Genomic DNA, 18940 nt, shown 5'->3' with positions numbered 1-18940 from the left:
TCAGTAGCCCAGGTGTTCGCGATCCATCGCGCCGCGGGGATCGGGCAGCAGGGCGAGGTTGAAACGAACCGTTGCGGCTGCCGATTCGCCCACGGTGACGCCCTGGATCGGCAGGGTCACCCCGGGACGCAGTTGCGGATGCCAGGCATGCGCCCGGTACTGCCCGGGGTTTACGCCTTCGATGCTTGCCCTGCCCTGCGCGTCGGTCGTCGCCATGTCCGGATCCTTCGTCACGTAGAGGTAGGTGAGCATCTGGTCGTGGATGTTGCAGCCGACCGCGGCGTTGCCGGGCCCCGTCATCGGCAGCGCGGGCGAACTTTCACCGGGTCCGAGCATGTACTCGAACTTCACCATGTCCGAAAACGAGTAGACGTGGTGTCGCGTGGTGTCGCTGTTGCGGAAGATGACGCTGTCGCCGGGATGCAGCGCCGTGACATAGGGACGGAAGGTTTCGTCCTTCTGGTCCACATAGCGCGTGGCCGCTGCGATGGTCCGCGATGTGGTGCCGGGCATGGGCGCGAGGCTCACCACCGCATTCGCCACGGGGTGCCCGCTGGTGTCCACGACCTCGATGATCACCCGCCCCGCATGGGCCGGCGCGGCACCCAGGATGAGGACGGTCGCGATGGCGAACAGGCAGCGCATAGGATTCCCCTGTGATCCACGGCTAGCCTAGCTCAGTTGGTGGCTCAGCCGCGAACGGGGCGCAGCATGCGGCAGATGGCGACCATCGGACGATGCGGTCCACAGGGATCGGTGCTCCAGAAGTCGCTGCGATGCGCGGCGGCGACGGTGTCGAACGCGGGTTGCCCGGGGCCCTGGGCACGCCCGCAGGCCAGGGCGAGCACCAGCCCGGCGAGTATCGCGATGGATGTCGTGCTGGCACGCATGGCCTTCCCCCCGGTTGACGTGGCAGACGTTAGGCCCCCGCGCGTGAAGGGACAATAGACCGAAAGGTGGGGCCCACCGTCATGCAGTGGTCCGCGAGCACGGCGACACCTTCCCGATGGGAGACCACGATCAGCAGGCTTCGCGGAAGGCGCCGCTTCATGGCGGACAGGACAGCCAGCTCGGAGGCCGCGTCCAGTGCGCCGGTGGCTTCGTCGAGCACGGCCACCGCCGGTTCATGGAGGATTACCTGAGCCAGCAACAGGCGCTGCAACTCGCCGCCCGAAAGACGGCTGGAGGTGTCGTGCAGCGCGGTATCGAGGGATTTATCCAGGCCAACATCGCCGAGCGCCTCACACAGTCGTTCGTCGGAAGCCGTGGGAGCGGCCCAGCGAAGGCAGTCGCGGACCGTGGCCTGCCATGGCCGCACGCTCTGGCTGACGTACGCACCATGACGAACGTAAGTGCGATACGTGTCGTAGTCGATCACGCGGCCGTCCACGCGCGCGTCGAAGACCACCGGACGCGTCATGCCGGCAAGCACGTCGACCAGACTGCTCTTGCCGACGCCGGAATCGCCCTGGATGAGAACGAGCTCGCCCGGGCGCATGAGCAGGTCCTCGAGTCCGACACCGGGTACCGGCGGCGTGACATGAAGGCGCCTGAGGTGAATCCCCGTATCCGGAATCGGCACGCACGTCGCCGTCGCTATGGGCTCCGACGCCGGCATATGCATGTATCGCTGCCACAGCTCGAACGCCGGCACCGCGGAGCGCATCTGCTGGATGCTCTGCCGAGTGGAGACCAGGTAGGGCAGGAGGCGCCCGAGAAGCAGGCACACCGCAATCAAGGCCCCCTGGTCGATGCCGTGCCAGCGCTGGGCAAGGAGGAACAGCACAGCGATGCCGCAGACCGCCAGTAGCTCGAGCATCAGCCGGCTCGATGCGATCAGCTCCAGCTGGCGCGCGTAGCCGCGCGACAGGTCGTCGGCGACCTCACCGTAACTGCCGCGCTCCGTGTCCTCGCGACCGAACGAGCGCACGTGGCGCAAGCGGCGCGGAAAATCCTCGCTGTGCCAGAACAGGCGTGTCATGTCCGCCACATAACGACGCGCCACGTCGACCTGTTCGCGGCCATAGAACCGCGTGGCGAGCATGGCCAGCATCGCCAGCGGCGGCGCGACCAGCAAAAGAAGCGGCGATACCCAGAATGCCAATGAGAGGCTGACCGTCGCGGTGATCCCCGCGACGAGCAATTGCTGCAAGGCGGCGAAGCCCTGCACGACGATCTCGACGTTGTAGGTGAGCACGTTGGCGATCTCCGCCGACCTGGCGCCGGCGAGCGGCCCGATGTCCGCGGCAATCAGGCGACCATGCACCTGGCGGCGCAGGCGCGTGCCGTAGCGCCCGGCAAGACGGGCGCCGAGCGACGACGCCTGCCAGCGCATCAGGGTGAACGCGAGCGTCGCCGCCGTGAACGCGGCCGTCCACCAGCCCATGCTCATCGACGCATGGAACCAGTGGCCTTCGAGCGCCAGCCGGGCACCCGGCTGCACGAGCGGTACCAGCAGCACCGCGGCGAGCGCACCGGCGACAGCGGAGCCGAGCGAGAGGATGACATACAGGCCGACCTTCCACCGGTCCGCCACGGGAAGGTTGGCGAACAGCGACCGTACCAGGGCGTGCACATCCACACCGGACGCGGCGACCTTCATCGTCATGCGCTCGCGACGTGGTCGGACGCCAGCAACCGACGCAGGGCGTCCACCGAGGCACGTGGATGGCGGCCGCGCCGAAGCACGTGGACCTCCATCTCCGCCAGCTGGTGGACGAAGCGATGCCAACCGGGCTGACTGGCCGCATACGGCTGGTCGACCAGCAGGCGCGCGGCGATCTCGTCATGTTCGAGGGGCTCGAGCATGTCGCTCGCATCGACGGCCATTTCGGATGACACGAACACCGCTCCCATCAGCGGCAGCGGTGCCGTTGCGACATGACCGTATCCCTGGCGCAGGTCCGCCTCGAACTTCTCGACGCCACTGCGCCTGCGGATGGTGGGGGAATGCTCGATCCACTGGCGCAGCGGACCTTCGTCGATGAACCGCAACGCATCCTCGCGCACGTGGAGGAAGTTGCCGACGCCCCGCGCCTCCATGTTGCGCGGATCCACGAAGATCGCGTCCTCGGCGACGAAGTCCAGCCCCTCGAGCAACCCGTGCAGGGCGAGCGTGGACTTACCCGCACCGCTGGCACCGAGCAGGAGTACGCCGCGGCCGCCGGATCCGAGGCACGCGCCGTGCAGCGGCAACAGATCCATGCCACGCGCCGCAAGCACGAACACGGCAAACTCGATCAGCTCGTAGCGCACGTGATAGGGCCGGTCGAGCATGTCTTCGGACATCACCACGAGCGCCCGTTGATGCGCGTGGTCGATGATCACGTAGTTGGAGGAATCCATGATGCCGCAGAGCAGCCCCGCTCCCGATTGAGTCAGTACCGGCGGCGGCTCGTCCCGCACGGCCGCAAGCCTTCGCGGTGACAGGCGCAACTCCACGTGGAACGCAGGGAGCCGCGCGCCGGGCACATCGTGGGGCAGGCCACCGTAGGCGGCCGCCACCGGCTCCAGCAGCGCCGCATGGGTGCTGTCGAAGCGGAACCGTGCACCGAGAATGGTCTTGACCATGGCGAAGGGATAAGGCGAGCGCTCGAAGAAGGGATCGGCGCCAATGTCGCCAATGCCCGGGGGTGTGATCTGGGCCATGCGGCATCCCGGCTGGTGAACCCGTGGGTGCGTGGCCCTGACGGAAAGGTTGCGCGGATTTCGAGGCAACCCTGGCGATCCCGCGGGGCACTCACGACCAACGCGACGATCGAGGTCCCCCGACATGCTCAAGATCCAGGTCGGCCACTCCTATTTCCTTCGATACGACCCGAAGCAATGGGAACGTGGCAAGCCCTACCCTCCCCTGGCAACCATCCAGGTGGCCGCACTCCTTCGCGACATGGGCCATGACCTGGTCTTGTTCGATGCCATGCTTGCCGAGGGCGTCGAGGAATACGCCGGTGCCTTGCAGGCGGCGAGCCCCGATCTGGTGGTGATCTACGAAGACAACTTCAACTACCTGACGAAAATGTGCCTCAGCCGCATGCGCGATGCGGCCTGCCAGATGATCGCCGAGGCACGCGCTCATGGTGCGCGCGTCATCGTCGCCGGCTCCGATGCGTCGGACCAGCCCGAGGCATTCCTTGCAGCGGGCGCGGATGCCGTTCTCGTCGGCGAAGGCATCGCCGCGCTCGCGGCGCTGGTCGAACGTCTGGAGCGGACACCGGATATCGATATCGCCAGCTGGGCGGCAGGCCTGCCAGGCGTCGCGACCCTCGTCGACGGCGCAACGCAGCTTGTGCGGCTCGGTGCCGTACCCCCGGACCCGCGTGTCGTCGGCCGCCCCGCATGGGACCTCGTCGACATCGAACGCTACCGCTCGCTCTGGCAGGAGCGCCACGGCTACTTCAGCCTCAACATGGCGGCATCCCGCGGTTGCCCATTCCGTTGCAACTGGTGCGCCAAGCCGATCTGGGGCAATCATTACAAGCAACGTAGTGCCGAGGAAGTCGCCGCCGAGATGACGTATCTCAAGCGCACGTTCCGGCCCGACCACATCTGGATGGCCGACGATATCTTCGGCTTCCATGTCGGCTGGGTGAGCGCGTTCGCCGAACACCTTCGCGAGACCGACGGCTCCGTACCGTTCACCATCCAGACGCGCGCCGATCTCGCCAGCGAACGCATGGTCGCCGCACTCGCCGAAGCCGGTTGCGCCGAGGCATGGATCGGCGCCGAGAGCGGTAGCCAGCGCGTGCTCGACCGCATGAACAAGGGCACGACCGTGGCCGAACTCATCGCGGCACGCCGCCGCTTCGCCGATCAAGGCGTCCGGGTGGGCTTCTTCATCCAGCTGGGCTATCTCGGCGAGCAGCTCACCGACCTGCTCGCGACGCGTGACCTCGTGGCCGAGGCCGCGCCCGACGATATCGGCGTGAGTGTGTCGTATCCACTGCCGGGTACGAAATTCTACGAAGAAGTGAAAGCACAGCTCGGCAGGAAGACCCATTGGCGCGATAGCAACGACCTCGCCATGATGTTCCGCGGTGCCTACGATTCCGATTTCTACCGGAGCATGCGCGACCTGCTGCACCAGCAGGTCAACCTGCGCCAGTCGCGCGAGACCCTGTCGCCCGCACGTCGCAGCGAGGCGCACGCCTTGCTCGAGAGCCGCTGGAACCACCTCTTCGCCAACGAATCCGAACATCGTACCGAACAGCCCACGCCCTCGCCGTTCATGGCGATGCAGACCATCGCCCTGCCCTTACTGTAGGTACCGTCATGATGCCCTCGCTGAAGCTCGTACGCAGCGGCCTGAATCGCACGACCGAAGCCCTCGCCGCGGAACTCGCCCTGGCCCGGCCGGGCAGCCGGCTGCCGGCATGGACCGATCTGGAATGGCGACTGGCTTCCGCCGTCGCCGTGGCGCATGGTGTGTCGCCGTTGCTCAGCCGTCTGTCGACGTGGCAGAAACCCGCGTGGCGATCGTTCCTTGTCGCGCAGCGCGAACATGTCGAGCAACGGCATCGGCGCATCGCAGCCCTGCTGGATCGCATCGACCAGGGTGCGCGCGATGTCGGCGTGGCGATCGTTCCGCTCAAGGGATCGGCGCTGCATGCGCTGGGCATCTACGCGCCGGGCGATCGCCCGATGGCCGATATCGACCTGCTTGTTCGTGACGAGGACGTCGGTCCCGTCACCGCCCTCCTCCTGGAAATCGGCTACGTGGAATCGTTCGCGCAGTGGAAGCACCGCGTGTTCAAGCCTGCCGATGGCAGCGACTTCGCCGGCCTCGGCGAGCACCGCGATACGCCGGTAAACATCGAGCTGCACACACGCATCCAGGAGCGACTTCCGGTTTCCACGGTCGATATCACCGAACGCATCTACCCCCGTCGTCCGCGGCCGGGCCTGAATGCGTATCCGTCGATGGGCGCGCTGATGAGCCACCTGCTCCTGCACGCCGCCGGCAATGTCTGCGGACGCAGCGTGCGGCTCATGCACCTCAACGATATCTCGCTCCTCGGCAGCCGGATGCTGGCCAGCGACTGGCAAGCGTTATGGGACGACGGCCGCCCGGGCTCGGCATGGTGGGCGTTGCCGCCGCTGCACCTGGTGGCGCGTTACTACCCGCACGCGGTACCGCCGATGGTGTTGTCGCGACTGGAACGTGAGTGCCCCCGCGTCCTCCGTGCCATGTCACGGCGCTGGACGCTGACCGATGTCTCCTGCTCGGACCTGTGGCTTCACGCGTTGCCCGGCGTCGAGTGGTCGCGCAGCCTGGCCGAGGTGGCACGTTGCGTGCTCAATCGCCTGCGACCGTCGGCCGAGAGCATCAAGGAACGCGCGGACATGGTGCGCACGCAGGTATGGCTGCAGGGCCAGAGCTGGGTGACGCAGGGCCACCGTCGTCGCCTGCTCACCTGGCTTACCCGGCCGGTGCCGCGCATGGACACGCTTTACGTCGTGCGTGCCGCTCTCGAACCCGCGGCACCGCTCGCCTAGGCGACGGCGCCGCGACGCGCCAACAGTTCCCGGTACAAGGCTTCAAACGTTCGCGCCGTGTAGTCGGCGTCCTCGGCGAGCGCATGCCGTTGCGCGGCCACGGCCAGGGCGTGGCGCAATGCCTCATCGACCAGGACGCGCTGGATCGCCGCGGCAAGTCCCACCCAATCACCCACGTCGACGGCCAGCGCAGCCGCGGGGGACCACTCCGCGATATGACCCACGGCCGTGCCCACGGCCGGCACGCCGGCGACCGCTGCTTCGAGCAGCACGAGTGGACCGGCCTCGTGCATGGACGACATGACCAACAGATCGGACGCCGCCACCAGCGGGCGCAATTCGCGCTGCGTGCGAAAACCAAGGAATCGCACGTGATCCTCGAGTCCCAGCTGGTGCACGAGGGCGTCCATCTTTCCTCCCAGCGTATCGACACCGACGATCTCCATCCCGAAGTCGACGCCGGCGTCGCGCAATGCCGCCAGCGCGCGCAGCAACGTCTTCTGGTCTTTCACAAGGTTGAGGCTGGCGACGTGAATCAGGCGGGCTTTAGGCGTACCACGGTGGCGTGGAGGAAGCGGCGGCCATGCGGTTATATCGACGCCCAGGGGAATGCGTCGCGCGCGAATACCCAATGCCGCCAGGGCATCGACGATCGGAGCGCTTGCCGCCGTCACGGCATCGGTCGCGCGAAGCGTGACGGCCTCGCGGAACCTGCCCTTCCAGCGGCGACGACCACCGTAGCCGATGCCATGAAGCGCGACGAGTTCACCGCCGGCGATATGCACCAGGCTGACGATGCGCAGCAGCTTCGCCGCCGTGACCGCGATAAGGCTGCACGATCCGGAAAAGATGGCGTGGATCAAAGCGAAGGGCGCGCGTCGATGTTCCTCGCGAATGGCGGCTATCGCCCGCAGGCGTGGCCAACCGTCACCGATGTTGTGCACGGTGGCACCCAAAAGGGGCCAGGTCGCTGGCAAGGGCTCCTGGTGCAGGACGAACACATGCACGTCGTGTTGCCGCGCGAGTCGCGCGATAAGTGCAAGGAAGACCGGAATCACCCGGTACTCGCCTGAGCGATCCATGCCGCCCGGCACCACGATCGCGAGCTTCAAGACCGGCCCTCCCGTCGATCGGCGAGCAGCCGGGCATAGGCATCGGCCCACTGCCGGCCCACCGCTGCGAAGGAAAGCGTGGCGTCGAAGAACGCACGTACATCCGCACGCGACGGTCGAATCCCTGCGGCACGCACCAGGGATTCCGCCAGCCGGGCAGCATCGCCACACGGCCACAGCTCACCGACCACGTTGCCGGTGAGCGAGCGAAACGACGGAATATCCGTGACGACCGGCGTCACCCCGCATGCCAGGGCTTCGAGCAACGCGAAGCCGCAACTCTCGCCAAGACTGCCCGAGACGAAGAGATCGGCCGCGCGCATCAATGTTTCGATGCGCGCATGCGGCTGGTTGCCCAGCAGATGGACACGCCCCTGCAGCCGCGGATCGCTGTCGATCTTGTGGCGTACCTCGTCGAGCAGAGGCGCATGGCCGAAGGCGCAGTACAGTTGTATGCCCGGCAGGCGTTGCGCGGCGCGTGCCACGCCGTCCAGTACCGTCAAGGGGTCTTTGCCGCGACTGAGGTGGCCAACCCAAAGCACGCAAGGGTCACCGCCCAGGCCGGTCTCGGCGCGCGCCGCCATCCTGTCGCCCGGATGAAAGCGACTGCTCGATTCCGGAATGGCGAACAGCCGCGTGCGCTGTGCGAACAGTCCCGCGCGCGTGAACGGTCCCGCCAGCCCCGGCGACGTAAAGGCGATCCCGGATGCCGCCGCATACCACGTGCGCCAGCGCGGCCGCCGCCACCACCGTGGTAGCCGGTCCGCATGATCCTGGATGAGGATAGGCACGCGCGGCAGGCGCTGGGCTACCGCAAAGGCATCGGCTGCAAAGCCGAGACTGTGCACATGGACCACCTGGCTGCCTAAGTCGGCGACGAGATCGGCGAGGAAACGTGCGCGCGCGGCCGGAGAATGCATGCCGCGCAGGTCGACGAAGTGATAGTCGATGCCATGACGGCGGAAGACGCGTTGCTGCGTCGCCACCTGGATGACCGAAACGCGTGTTCCCGACGCCGCGGCGGCTTCCGGAATGTCCGCCAGCGACGGCCAGCGTGCGAACAGCTCATCGGGCGAGCAGTCCGCCGGCGCGCGGAGAAAGTTGATCTGGGCGACGTGCACGGGCATACCTCGCCTAGAGACCGGAAACCTGCGGCATGCGCAGACGCACGAGGCGGTTGGCCAGGTTGAGCTCCCAGGGGCGGTCATACTGGCGGCGCTGGTAGCGCCACGAGGCCATCGCACTGAGCCCCCGCTTGGCCCAGGACGGCGAGCGCAGGTCCTGCACGGTGGGGAACCGGCAGCGCAGCACGGTAACGAAGTCCTGGATGTGCCGGCGCAGTTCGTCGGTCAGCCAGGGCGCATCGGCGTGGCAGGCGTAATCCACCCAGCGCTTTTCCATCCACTCTTCCGGCGTGGACGGGAACACCACCGGTTCGCCGTGAAGGTCGAGCAGCGGCATGGAGGCATGTTTGCCGCGGTCTTTTACGTGCTTGCTGCTTTCGGGAAGCGGCGTGTAGATGTAGATGATGATCTCCGACGCCGGATTGATCCGCTTCAGCTCGCGGATGAACTCGAACGTATGCTCGGTTTCCTCCAGGGTGTTCTGGGGCGGCGCCACCATGAACGAGAGTTCGGGAATCACGCCGTTACGGCGGCACAGTTCGGCTACCTGCAGGGTCTGGTCGGGTCGCGTACCCTTGCGGATCTCCTTGAGCATGGCGCCACTGGGTGACTCCGCACCGACGTAAGCCATGCGCAGGCGACTCTTGCGCACCAGTTCCCAGGTGCTTTCCGAAAGATTCAACAGGGCATCGGAGCGCGCATAGCACCACCACGGCATCTCCAGCTTTGCCATCACTTCGAGAAGCGGGATCATGTCCACTTCGCGATCGAAGAAGTTGTGGTCGAAGAACTGGATGGAATCCGCGCCGAGTTCGTACTTGAGGTAACTCAGGTCGCGTTCGAGACGCTTGGCCGTGGGCAGCGCGGTCGTGCCGCCGAACATCGCGTTCACGCCACAGAACGTGCAACGGAAGCGGCAGCCGATCGCCGCCTGGTGCGCCGCCGTGCGTTCGCCCAGGAAGGTACGCGCAAGATACCGGCGCGGGTCGCCCAGTTTGTCGTAAGGCAGCACGATGCCGCTGTCGGCAAGCGAGAAGCGCCGATCGGGGTTATGCACGATGGCGCCGTCGCGTATCCAGGACAGGCTGCCGATGTTCGCAACGGCAGGCTCGCCAGGGCGTGCCAGGGCCGCGACGAGTTCCGGCAGGCTTTCTTCCGCCTGCCCGCGAATGGCGTAGTCGACATACGGCGCCGAAAGCGCCGTTTCCGTGTACAGCGTCGGGAAGTAGCCACCCCAGATGATCGGCAGCTGCGGGTAGCGCTCGCGAATGACGCGGGATACCTCGATGGATGGCGCGATCTGCGGGCCGCCCATCACGCTGATACCGACCGCATCGAAGCGGTCACCCTCGATCGCCGCCAACGTGGCGCCGACGAGATCGCGGTCGACGTTGCCGTCGACGATCTGGCTATGCCCGTTCCGGTCCAGCGATGCGGCGAGGTGCAGGAGCGATAGCGGAAAACGTGCACTCGACCGGGAAGTGATCGTCGGATTGACCAGCAGTGTTCGCGGCGAGCGGCCGGCATCCGGCGTCGATGTAACGAATGAGTTCACGCGATGCGCCTCAACTGGAAGACCAGAGCCACGGGAAGCTCGAGGGCCATGGGGTCGAAATGTGCGCCGGCGGGGATATCGGCGGAGGCCAGCATCGGCTCCTCCACGCGCTCGATCGCCAGACCGAGGGACGTGCAGGCGGCATGCCAGTGGCTATAGAGATGCCGGGTATGGCGCACCGCATAGCGTTGCCCACCGGCCTTGAAGTCACGCTGCCAGCCCAGGGCGTGGCCGATGGGGTGGACATCGCTGCACAGGATGCGTCCGCCGGGCCGGGTGGCCCGGCGCAATTCCGCTAGCGCGGGTGCAAGCGCTTCGACGTGTCCGATCGTAAGGCCACACACCGTGAGGTCCGCCATCGATCCCGGTACCGGCATCGCCACGAGATCGCCCTGACGGAGGTCGGCCTGCGCCGAGCCGCCATGCTCGTCGATGGCTTCACGTGCGCGCGCAAGCATGGCCGGGGAAAGGTCGACACCGGTGACGCGCGATGCACCGCGGCGCAAGGCATGCAAGAGATAGCGGCCACTGCCGCAGCCGGCGTCGAGCACATGGCGTCCGCGAAGCACCTCGGGCATCAGCGCAAGCATGGCGCGCTCTTCGGCCATCATGACCGGGTTGTGCGCGTGCGCCGGATAACTGGCCGACCACAACGCATAGGCCTCGAGCGGGTCCAGCGTCGGCAAGGAGGATGTCACTGGCACAGGGATTCCATGGCGAGGGTGTCCTCGCGTTCATCGTTGGGAAGGGATATCTCGAGGCCCGGTTCGAGCGCCATCACGGCGGCGTCGAACAGTGAGCGGGCGATCAGTTTCGGGCGGCCATCGAGGTGGACGGGAACGGTGTCGACACCCACGGCGGCGAACCAGTCCGCGAAGTCCGGGTCGGCGACGCGGGGCATGCCGTCACGGACCACGGCGCGGAGGTCGCTACGCGCAAGCCCGATCAGGCTGTCCGCGGCCAGACCGTCGCGGTCGCGCACGATGACCAGGTCCGCGGGCGCACCGGCAGTGAGACCGCCGCGCAGCCCGAGCCGGAAGATGCGCGACGCGTCGGTGGTGACCAGGTCAAGCAGCGCCGTGCTCGAAAGTTCCGCGCGCTCAGCAACGTCGCTGAGCTCATCAAGCAGGTCGCGACGACCACTCAGCCGTGAATCGCTGCCCAGCGCGAGGCGTCCCGCCGCCTGTAGCCGACGCGGATCGAGGGTGCGTCCGAGCAGGGCGCGGTTGCTTCCGGGACACCAGACGACGGCCGCGCCGCGTGCGATGACGCGCTCCGTGTCGGCGGCATCGAGGCCGACGCCGTGGATCACGACCGTGTTGCCGCCCAGGCAACCCAGAGCATCCAGTTTTCTCAACTCGGCGGCAGCCACGGCGTCCGTGCCTTCGGCCAGGTGGATCATCCACGGCCGATCCGCCGGGGTGGCCAGATAGCTTTCACGCACCGGTGGACCGAAGTCCGGGCCATCCAGCGCGTAGCTCCAGCCATGGTCGCGAAGCAGGGACACGGGGAAGTCGTCCGCATCGAGTACGGGGTGCCAAGGGTCGTGGTGGACGACGCAGGTCACTCCCGACAGGAGGTTCTTCAACGCGCCGTGGTACAGGCGCACGGCCTTGGGCACACGCAGCGCTGCGATCACATCGGCGTCTTCGAAGTGACGCTGGAAGGCGGCGATCCACGCGTAACTGTTCGGGAATGGAGCACCTTCGCGCAACGCGGGTACGGCGTTGACCTGAAGGTGTTCGTGCCCGTTGATCAGACCGGGGAAAATGCGGTGCCCGCCCAGATCGACACGATAGGCCGTACTCGCGGACGAAGCGGCGACCTGTCCGCCCCGAAGATGTAGCGGCCCGCGCGACACCCCGCCCGGCAGCATGGTCAGCCCGCCTTCGAGCACCGAGTCCGTCACGGTCGATCGCCCGGTCATGGCGTCAGCGCCGGTGCATCACGATCAGGAAGTGATCGCCCATGTCACGCAGCAGCGGCAACTTGCCGAAGCGATCGTCGATCCGCCCCAGGCGTTCGTACCATGCCGGATGGCGCTCATAGCGCTCGACCATGTACGGCGGAGGCATGAACAGGCTCAGGGCGCTATAGCTGGCAAGCCGGAACTGTTCGGCGAAGGGCCGGTAGAACTCACGCGGCAGGTAGTACTTCGTCCAGATGGTGTGGTGGTTCATGCCGACGGCCGTCGCGCCGCGCGCCGCGCGGACGGCCGCGCGGCGGAAACGGCCACGCAGTGCGTAGTGCGCGGCTTCCCAGGGGCAGATGCGACCCATCACCGAAAAGACCATCACGCCACCAGGCCGCAGGAGACGCGCGCACTGGTCGGCGACGTCCTTCAGGTCGGGCGCGCAGTTGAGTGGTCCGAAATTGGAATAGATGCCGTCGAAGCTGCCATCGAGGCGGCCGAGTTCCTGCACACCCAGGTGCCTGGCGCGAAGACGTCCTCCGACTGACGGCTCGTCGGCCCGGGCAAGCGTGCGCGCAACCATCGAAGGAGACCAGTCGGTCGCGGTTACCTGATAACCGCGCTTCGCGAACTCGGCCGCATCGATACCGGTGCCACAGCCGATGTCGAGCAGCCGCGAGCCCTGGCCCAGTTCGCCGGTCACCGTGTCCCAGAGGGTCTGGCGCATGCGCTGGATGAGCGCATTGTTCCCGCGCGGGCCGTCGTAGTCGGCGGCGACGCTGTCGAAGGCCCGCTGCGTGTCGAGAAGACGCGCGTCGTCGATCGGTTCGGGCGTCGTTTGTGCACTCATATCATTCGTGTCCGCATCGTCATATCAGTGAGTGCCGGGCGAACGGGCTTTGGTTGAATAGCGCCGCGCGGCATTGCGCCCGATGGCGGCGACGCCCGCGAGGAACAGGCCGAGGACGATACCGATACCGATGCTCAGCGGGCCGTTCGGAAACGAGCGCCCCACCGGCACGTAAATGGGCCACGGCATCGAGGTTTCGTAGGTGTAGTTAGGCGCAAGGCGAACGAGCAGCTCGCTGTGCGCCTGCTGCAGCGCGCGGATATCTTCGTTCTTGCTGGCAAGCAGGACGCCGGCAAGCGCAGCCGCCGTGTGATCGGACGACGACGACGTGGCGATCAGGCGGTTGCGGTCGGCAAGGGCAATCTGCAGATTGGCCTGGAGCTCGTCGAGGCGATCCCGCGCGAGCTTGAGCGGCAGCGCATCGATGCGCTGGTGGATGGCCTGCAAGGTGACCATGACCGTGGTCGCAAGATCCTTCGCCTGTTGCGCCGAATAGCCGCGGACCGAGAGCTTGAAGAAGTTGCCGAACGGCGTGGGGTCCGTCTTGAGGCTCCTGCGGAACAGTTTCGCTTCCGCCGATTCGCGTTCAAGGCCCAACGTGTGAACCACGTCGTCCTGGAAGGCGTCCGTCTGCACGCGTGCAATCACGCGGTACAGGGGTTCGGCCTTCGGATCCACGCCCACCGGGCCCGACCCCACCTGCCCGATCTGTATCCAGGCCGTGGCCTCCCATTGGCTGCGTGCGGACTGCACCCAGGCGAAGGTGAGCGCGAGGACAGCCACGAGGACGAAGGCAAACCAGCGCCATTCGCGTCGCAGGATGTGCCAAAGGTCGATCAGGTAAATCTCATCTCGTTCCATGCATGGACTCGTTCGTAGGCAGGGGATGGACGCCGTCACGCCGGCTCGGCAGCAACGCCGCGAAGAGCTGCATGAGGAGACAGAGAACGACGAACACGACGTTCGTCCAGATGAAGGCCTGCGGCGCGAAGGGCGACATGACGCAGACATAGGCGACACGCAGGAAAATCAGCAACGAGAACAGCGACACGGAGGCGCGGAGCCGGCGCACGCTCCAGACCAGCAAGCCGTAAAGCGCGATCATCGAAGCCACCGCTCCCCACGGCCCGAAGGCGAGCAGGAACGGAAGGAACTCGGTGCCTACGTTGATGTTGGTCGCGTCGAAGGGAATGCTCGCCGCCGCAATAGTGACCGGCCCGCTGAGCGGGACCAGCTGGCCATACAGGATGCTCGTGTCGGCGTAGCCCTTGCTCACCATGGAGGCAAAGTTGTACGGCCCTGCGCTCACATAGAGCACCAGCCACTTGATGCCCTGGGGAGAGGCACGGTAGAGGGCGCTGAACGGCAAGGCCACGTTATCCAGCGAACCTGATCGGACGGCACCAAGCACCGAGAAGACGGTGGCGCCGATCACACCGATCACGCCCACCGACTTCCACGGCAACGGACGACGCACGTCACGTCGGAACAGGATGATCAGCGCAAAGGAGAACAGCGCCGCGAAGATGCGGTTGCGGTCGATCACCAGGACAGGAAAGACCAGGCCAATGAGGATCAGCGCGTTGCGCAGGCCGCGCTTGCGCGTGCATAGAAGGCCGATCGGCGGAAGCGTCCAGCAAAGCGACGATATGTGCCGGATGTGTTCGCGCCCGGGCTCCATCGTGGCGTACGACGCCGGATTGTCGATCAACGGCACCGGGAACAGGGCGAGGTCCAGTCCGCAGAAGACGATCACGACCGCGGCGAAGACGAGCGCGACGAGAGCCTCGCGACTGCCCACGTAATCATGGGCCCGGAACCGCCCGATGGAAGGCAGCCGGACACCGGCGAAGGCATCGAAAAGGATGATACCGACGGCACCCATCACGAGCAGCAACATGCCCTGGAGATAGCCCGCCGGAAAGTCGTAGGCGACCTCGGTGAGACCGCAGGCGAACAGCAGCGGCCACGCGATGTACGTGGCGGGTTGGCGAAGGACCCGGTTCACACGCCCTCCGCGTGCGCATGAGCGGCCCGGCGCAGGCGCAGCTTCGAAAGCACGAGCAGTGACGCATAAGCCGCCAGGTGCAGGGCGACGCGTCCATGCCTCTTCTGCAGGAAGGCAATCTTCGCACCGATGTACTGCGCCTGCGCGCGGAGTAGCGTGCGGTATGGCTCGTCGAACAGGCAGACCCGGCTCATGGCCACTTCGCGCGACTCGACGAGGTTGACGATACGGGTTGCCGTATGTCGCGTCTTGCTGAAATTGGCGCCATGCAGGCGATAAGCGCAGACCGTGACGTCGATGAAGCCAATGGCATCGCGGGCGGCCAGGCGAAGAAACATGTCCCAGTCGTCGATGCGAAGCCCTTCGGTCCACCGCGCGACGGTCTCCAGCACGCTTTTGCGTAGCAAGGTCACCGGGCCGCCGATCGCCCAGTGACCGATCACGGCCCGGCGGATGCCATCGCTCGAATCGTAGAGGCTCTTGTCCGCGCCGTGCAGGTCGCTCATGCCGCTGTCGTACAGGCGATTGCCCTCGCCGTCGATCACGATGGAATCGCCGATCACTGCGCCCTTGTTCCTGTGCGATACGAGGTAACGTACCTGCGCCTCCAGGCCACCCGGAAGCAGGTAGTCGTCGCTGGCGCCGATGCGGAGGAATTCGCCGTGCGAGCGCGCCGCCAGCTCATTGAGCGTGGCGGCGATACCGCGATTTTCCCGGCGCACGAACTCCACCGGGATCTCGCTACCGTGCGCGGCTACCCAATGCTCGATGCGTTCGGCGGTATGGTCGGTAGAACCGTCGTCGATGATGACGATCTCCTTGGCCGGATAGGGATCCTCGAGCACGCTGTCGAGACACCGCTTGATGAAGCTTTCGTGGTTGAACGCAGGGATCAGTACGGATACGAGGGGCGCGCGCATCCCGTCATCGAGGTTGTCGGTCATGTGCGCAGCCCTCCCAGGTAATGCCGGACCACCAGCACGTTGAAAATGAGATAACCGGTGTAGTTGATGGCGAAGGCGTACATCGCACCGACCAGCCCGAAATGCGCCGTGCACAGGTAAACGAGCAGCAGGTAAGAGATGCCGAAGGCGATCTCGGACGCGACGAACAGGCGGGTCATGGCCTTGGCCAGCATCACGTACGAGAGAACGAACGAGGCGATCTTGATCACGTCGCCCACGAGCTGGGGCGCATAGAGCGCATCGGCCATCGTGAAGTCCGTGCTGAAAAGTATCCGCGTCACCCAGTCACGCGCGACGTATACCAACCCGGCAAGGACGATGACCGCGGGAAGGATGTGCCGGTAGGCGTTGCGCAGCTCGCCGACAAGCGCGCCGCGCTCGCTGATCGATGCCAGCTTCGGCAGGTAGTAGATGTTGATCGCCGCGGTAAGGAAAAGCAGGTAGGCGTCCGACACCTTGCTCACGGCTTGCCAGTTGCCCACCGGCTGCCAGCCGAACTGCAGGGCGAGGTGATCGCGCACGGCGATGTTCACCAGGGGCGGGAGCAAGGCCGAACTGATCGTCATCAGGGAGAATGCGGCCAGACGCCCGTTCATCTCCCGGTCGAAGCGCAAGCGCGGCAGGCTCTGCCGGAAGTAGGGACTACGCCACCACGAGGGAAGCGCGACCGCGAGCCACGCCAGCTGGCCAAGCACCAGCGCGAGCAAGGCGCCGTAGAGCTGGAAGCGGCTGGCCAGCCACGCCGCGATGACGATGCCCAGTACCGAGCCAATGACCTGGATGAAGGCCAGCCGCTGCACATCCATGAAGCCATTGATGACGGCCAGCACGTAATTCACGGCGGCAATACCCAGCTGGGCCAGTGCGAGTATGCGTATGAGGCTTTCGTACGATGGATCGCCAAGGATCCAGATGGCCAGCTGGCGGCTGAAGACCAGCGCGGCAAGCCCCATCAGGCATGACGCGCACAGTGCATAGGAAAGGGCCGCGGCAAGCAGCCGCGACAACTTCTGCGGATCGCCACGATATTCGGCGACGTACTTGACGATGCCCGCGCTGATCCCGCCACCGGCGAGAACAGCCAGCAAGGACATCAGACTCATGAACTGGCCCAGCCGGCCGACGCCTTCGGGCCCGGCAAACCAGGCCACCAGCTTGATCACGACGAGGCCCGCCAGCAGCCGTGCCGCGGTGCCGAGGGCCGAATAGAAACCGGCGCGGGCGAGGTTCATCGTGGCGACCTGAAGGTCATGCAGGCGGCGATGACACGCTCCACCGACTCGCTGTCGAGCGTCGGCCCGATGGGAAGACTCAACACCTGATCGTGCAGCCGCTCGGTAAGGGGCAAGCTCACGTCGTGAGCACCGGCGTACGCCGGCTGGCGGTGCGGAGGCACGGGATAGTGGATCTGGGCATGGATGCCCTGCCCCATCAGGTGCGCCTGCAGGGCGTCGCGGTGTGCACTGCGCACGACGAACAGGTGCCAGGCGTGACCTTCCTCGGCGACGACAGTCGGCAAGGCGATGTCGGGATGTCGGATGCCCTCGCGGTAGAGGCGCGCGACGGCGCGGCGGTGCGCGACGTCGGCATCGACGTACTTCAGCTTCACGCGCAACATCGCTGCCTGGATTTCGTCCAGGCGGGAGTTCACGCCCTGGTAGAGGTGCCGGTATTTTTCCAGCGAGCCATAGTTACGCAACGCGCCCACGCGCCCGGCCAGGTCGGCATCGGCGGTGACGACCGCCCCGCCATCGCCCAGCGCACCCAGGTTCTTCGCGGGAAAAAAACTGAAGGCGGCGGCATGACCGAAGGTGCCTGCGCGTCGGCCCGACAGGGCGGCACCGTGCGCCTGCGCCGCGTCCTCGATTACCAGGAGATCGTTCCGACGGGCGATCTCCATGAGCGCGGGCATGTCGGCCAGCTGCCCATACAGATGCACAGGCATGATCGCGCGCGTCCGGGGCCCGATGGCCGCCTCGACACGGGAGGGATCCAGATTGAACGTCGCGGGGTCCGGCTCGACCGCGACCGGTATCAGGCCGCTCTGTGTGATGGCGAGAAAACTTGCGATGAACGTATTGCCCGGCACGATGACTTCGTCGCCGTCGGCCAGCCGGCCTAACGACTTGTAGGCACGCAGGATGAGGGTCAACGCATCCAGCCCGTTTCCGACGCCGAGCGCATGAGGTGCGCCGCACCACTGGGCGAACTCCTGTTCGAAGGCGCCGACTTCTTCACCGAGCACGTACCAGCCCGAGTCGATCACGCGCGCGGCAGCGGCCTTCAGTTCGTCGGCGTGACGTGCGTTGATGGCGCGTACATCGAGGAAGGGCACATCCATTACACGCGCCTTGTCACAGGGCCAGGCCTTCCACGTAACGCACGCCGCGCACTTCCCGCAGGAACTGCGCATAGTCGGTGATGTAGTCGCCCGGATCGTAGAACTGGTCGGCCAGGACCATCAGCACGCAGTCCTCGCTGAAGTCGTAAAGCTCGCGCCAGACCATGCTGCCCAGGAGAAGGCCTTGCGTGGGGTCATCGAGCACGACCGTCGCCGGTCCGCTGCCGTCGTCCAGCAGCATCGTCACCGATCCGCGCACCGGCACGGCCAGTTGCGTCAGATGTCGATGGGCGTGTTGCCCCCGGTGCACGTCCGGGGTGTTGGCAAAAATGTAGTAAACGCGCCGTATCTCGAACGGAACGTTCCGGTTCTGCTCCAGGGAAACGAGCATGCCGCGACTATCGCCGTGCTTCTGTAACTGGATGCGCTCGATTTCCATGGTGTCGGCCAGGCACTGTTTCGTTGATTTGGCGTCGTACGAAGCTGAGTGCCGGGCCTGTCATCAAAGGTTGCGGCAACCTTCCCGGGCTCCCCGGGCACTCAATCGCATTGGCATCGATGCGAAGGGCAGCTCGGGC

Annotated in this window: 18 protein-coding genes; 2 read left to right on the top strand and 16 right to left on the bottom strand. The window is 66.1% G+C overall.

All coding sequences use genetic code 11. The features are described 5' to 3' along the window. Genes ACVWWJ_RS04045 through ACVWWJ_RS04030 form a run of 4 tightly spaced genes read right to left on the bottom strand, consistent with a single transcriptional unit; the run spans position 1 to position 3648 of the window. Positions 1-645 (bottom strand): carboxypeptidase regulatory-like domain-containing protein, encoded by a 645-nt coding sequence (locus tag ACVWWJ_RS04045; protein ID WP_159890743.1) that lies wholly within the window; start codon positions 643-645, stop codon positions 1-3. Between the two features lie 44 nt (positions 646-689). Beyond that, the gene (locus ACVWWJ_RS04040; RefSeq protein WP_456966859.1) at positions 690-890 is read right to left on the bottom strand and encodes a hypothetical protein; all 201 of its coding nucleotides are present in this window, start codon (positions 888-890) and stop codon (positions 690-692) included. A 29-nt stretch (positions 891-919) separates the two neighbouring features. After that, on the bottom strand, positions 920-2608 hold the full coding sequence (locus ACVWWJ_RS04035) for an ATP-binding cassette domain-containing protein (RefSeq protein ID WP_456966858.1): 1689 nt from the start codon (positions 2606-2608) through the stop codon (positions 920-922). Beyond that, complete coding sequence (locus ACVWWJ_RS04030) at positions 2605-3648, bottom strand: serine kinase (protein WP_456966857.1); 1044 nt, start codon at positions 3646-3648, stop codon at positions 2605-2607. The genes ACVWWJ_RS04035 and ACVWWJ_RS04030 overlap by 4 nt, the downstream gene beginning before the upstream one ends. Positions 3649-3772: 124 nt before the next feature. Here ACVWWJ_RS04030 and ACVWWJ_RS04025 point away from each other — a divergent pair, with 124 nt between their 5' ends. Next, positions 3773-5263 carry a B12-binding domain-containing radical SAM protein gene (locus ACVWWJ_RS04025; RefSeq protein ID WP_456966856.1) on the top strand — a complete coding sequence of 497 codons (1491 nt, stop codon included), beginning with the start codon at positions 3773-3775 and terminating at the stop codon, positions 5261-5263. Positions 5264-5271: 8 nt separating this feature from the next. Beyond that, the gene (locus tag ACVWWJ_RS04020) at positions 5272-6495 is read left to right on the top strand and encodes a nucleotidyltransferase family protein (RefSeq protein WP_456966855.1); all 1224 of its coding nucleotides are present in this window, start codon (positions 5272-5274) and stop codon (positions 6493-6495) included. On the opposite strand, the gene ACVWWJ_RS04015 is transcribed toward ACVWWJ_RS04020, so the two are convergent. Genes ACVWWJ_RS04015 through ACVWWJ_RS03960 form a run of 12 tightly spaced genes read right to left on the bottom strand, consistent with a single transcriptional unit; the run spans position 6492 to position 18801 of the window. Beyond that, positions 6492-7607 (bottom strand): glycosyltransferase family 4 protein, encoded by a 1116-nt coding sequence (locus tag ACVWWJ_RS04015; protein ID WP_456966854.1) that lies wholly within the window; start codon positions 7605-7607, stop codon positions 6492-6494. The genes ACVWWJ_RS04020 and ACVWWJ_RS04015 overlap by 4 nt on opposite strands. Continuing rightward, entirely contained in the window at positions 7604-8728 is a 1125-nt protein-coding gene (locus ACVWWJ_RS04010; protein ID WP_456966853.1) for a glycosyltransferase family 4 protein, read from the bottom strand. Before ACVWWJ_RS04010 ends, ACVWWJ_RS04015 begins: the two co-directional genes overlap by 4 nt. A 13-nt stretch (positions 8729-8741) precedes the next feature. Then, a complete protein-coding gene (locus ACVWWJ_RS04005; protein ID WP_159890758.1) occupies positions 8742-10286 on the bottom strand; it encodes a B12-binding domain-containing radical SAM protein in 1545 nt (514 codons plus the stop codon). Next, positions 10283-10984, bottom strand: a complete 702-nt coding sequence (locus tag ACVWWJ_RS04000; protein WP_456969655.1) for a class I SAM-dependent methyltransferase — start codon at positions 10982-10984, stop codon at positions 10283-10285. Before ACVWWJ_RS04000 ends, ACVWWJ_RS04005 begins: the two co-directional genes overlap by 4 nt. Beyond that, complete coding sequence (locus ACVWWJ_RS03995) at positions 10981-12213, bottom strand: amidohydrolase family protein (RefSeq protein ID WP_456966852.1); 1233 nt, start codon at positions 12211-12213, stop codon at positions 10981-10983. The genes ACVWWJ_RS04000 and ACVWWJ_RS03995 overlap by 4 nt, the downstream gene beginning before the upstream one ends. 4 nt (positions 12214-12217) lie before the next feature. Next, positions 12218-13048 (bottom strand): class I SAM-dependent methyltransferase, encoded by an 831-nt coding sequence (locus ACVWWJ_RS03990; RefSeq protein ID WP_456966851.1) that lies wholly within the window; start codon positions 13046-13048, stop codon positions 12218-12220. A 24-nt stretch (positions 13049-13072) separates the two neighbouring features. Continuing rightward, positions 13073-13909 carry a Wzz/FepE/Etk N-terminal domain-containing protein gene (locus ACVWWJ_RS03985; RefSeq protein ID WP_456966850.1) on the bottom strand — a complete coding sequence of 279 codons (837 nt, stop codon included), beginning with the start codon at positions 13907-13909 and terminating at the stop codon, positions 13073-13075. After that, positions 13896-15056 carry a hypothetical protein gene (locus tag ACVWWJ_RS03980; protein WP_456966849.1) on the bottom strand — a complete coding sequence of 387 codons (1161 nt, stop codon included), beginning with the start codon at positions 15054-15056 and terminating at the stop codon, positions 13896-13898. The genes ACVWWJ_RS03985 and ACVWWJ_RS03980 overlap by 14 nt, the downstream gene beginning before the upstream one ends. Beyond that, the gene (locus tag ACVWWJ_RS03975) at positions 15053-16000 is read right to left on the bottom strand and encodes a glycosyltransferase (RefSeq protein ID WP_159890778.1); all 948 of its coding nucleotides are present in this window, start codon (positions 15998-16000) and stop codon (positions 15053-15055) included. Before ACVWWJ_RS03975 ends, ACVWWJ_RS03980 begins: the two co-directional genes overlap by 4 nt. Continuing rightward, the gene (locus ACVWWJ_RS03970) at positions 15997-17253 is read right to left on the bottom strand and encodes an O-antigen translocase (protein WP_456966848.1); all 1257 of its coding nucleotides are present in this window, start codon (positions 17251-17253) and stop codon (positions 15997-15999) included. Before ACVWWJ_RS03970 ends, ACVWWJ_RS03975 begins: the two co-directional genes overlap by 4 nt. After that, positions 17250-18362, bottom strand: coding sequence for a DegT/DnrJ/EryC1/StrS family aminotransferase (locus ACVWWJ_RS03965; protein ID WP_456966847.1), 1113 nt, complete (start codon positions 18360-18362; stop codon positions 17250-17252). Before ACVWWJ_RS03965 ends, ACVWWJ_RS03970 begins: the two co-directional genes overlap by 4 nt. A gap of 13 nt (positions 18363-18375) precedes the next feature. Then, positions 18376-18801: a sugar 3,4-ketoisomerase gene (locus ACVWWJ_RS03960; protein WP_159890782.1), complete on the bottom strand. Its 426-nt coding sequence runs from the start codon at positions 18799-18801 to the stop codon at positions 18376-18378. Positions 18802-18940: the final 139 nt, after the last annotated feature.

The organism is Luteibacter sp. HA06, assembly GCF_054061215.1.
The sequence above is the reverse complement of the archived record's forward strand: the minus strand, read 5'-3'. Positions and strand labels throughout refer to the sequence as shown.

Excerpts from the sequence above, each read along its gene's own strand:
- ACVWWJ_RS03960 (WP_159890782.1), bottom strand. The coding sequence starts at position 18,801 with ATGGAAATCGAGCGCATCCAGTTACAGAAGCACGGCGATAGTCGCGGC.
- ACVWWJ_RS03965 (WP_456966847.1), bottom strand. The coding sequence starts at position 18,362 with ATGGATGTGCCCTTCCTCGATGTACGCGCCATCAACGCACGTCACGCC.
- ACVWWJ_RS04035 (WP_456966858.1), bottom strand. The coding sequence starts at position 2,608 with ATGACGATGAAGGTCGCCGCGTCCGGTGTGGATGTGCACGCCCTGGTA.
- ACVWWJ_RS04020 (WP_456966855.1), top strand. The coding sequence starts at position 5,272 with ATGATGCCCTCGCTGAAGCTCGTACGCAGCGGCCTGAATCGCACGACC.
- ACVWWJ_RS04045 (WP_159890743.1), bottom strand. The coding sequence starts at position 645 with ATGCGCTGCCTGTTCGCCATCGCGACCGTCCTCATCCTGGGTGCCGCG.
- ACVWWJ_RS03975 (WP_159890778.1), bottom strand. The coding sequence starts at position 16,000 with ATGACCGACAACCTCGATGACGGGATGCGCGCGCCCCTCGTATCCGTA.
- ACVWWJ_RS03990 (WP_456966851.1), bottom strand. The coding sequence starts at position 13,048 with ATGAGTGCACAAACGACGCCCGAACCGATCGACGACGCGCGTCTTCTC.
- ACVWWJ_RS03970 (WP_456966848.1), bottom strand. The coding sequence starts at position 17,253 with ATGAACCTCGCCCGCGCCGGTTTCTATTCGGCCCTCGGCACCGCGGCA.
- ACVWWJ_RS04040 (WP_456966859.1), bottom strand. The coding sequence starts at position 890 with ATGCGTGCCAGCACGACATCCATCGCGATACTCGCCGGGCTGGTGCTC.
- ACVWWJ_RS03995 (WP_456966852.1), bottom strand. The coding sequence starts at position 12,213 with ATGACCGGGCGATCGACCGTGACGGACTCGGTGCTCGAAGGCGGGCTG.
- ACVWWJ_RS04030 (WP_456966857.1), bottom strand. The coding sequence starts at position 3,648 with ATGGCCCAGATCACACCCCCGGGCATTGGCGACATTGGCGCCGATCCC.
- ACVWWJ_RS03985 (WP_456966850.1), bottom strand. The coding sequence starts at position 13,909 with ATGGAACGAGATGAGATTTACCTGATCGACCTTTGGCACATCCTGCGA.
- ACVWWJ_RS04025 (WP_456966856.1), top strand. The coding sequence starts at position 3,773 with ATGCTCAAGATCCAGGTCGGCCACTCCTATTTCCTTCGATACGACCCG.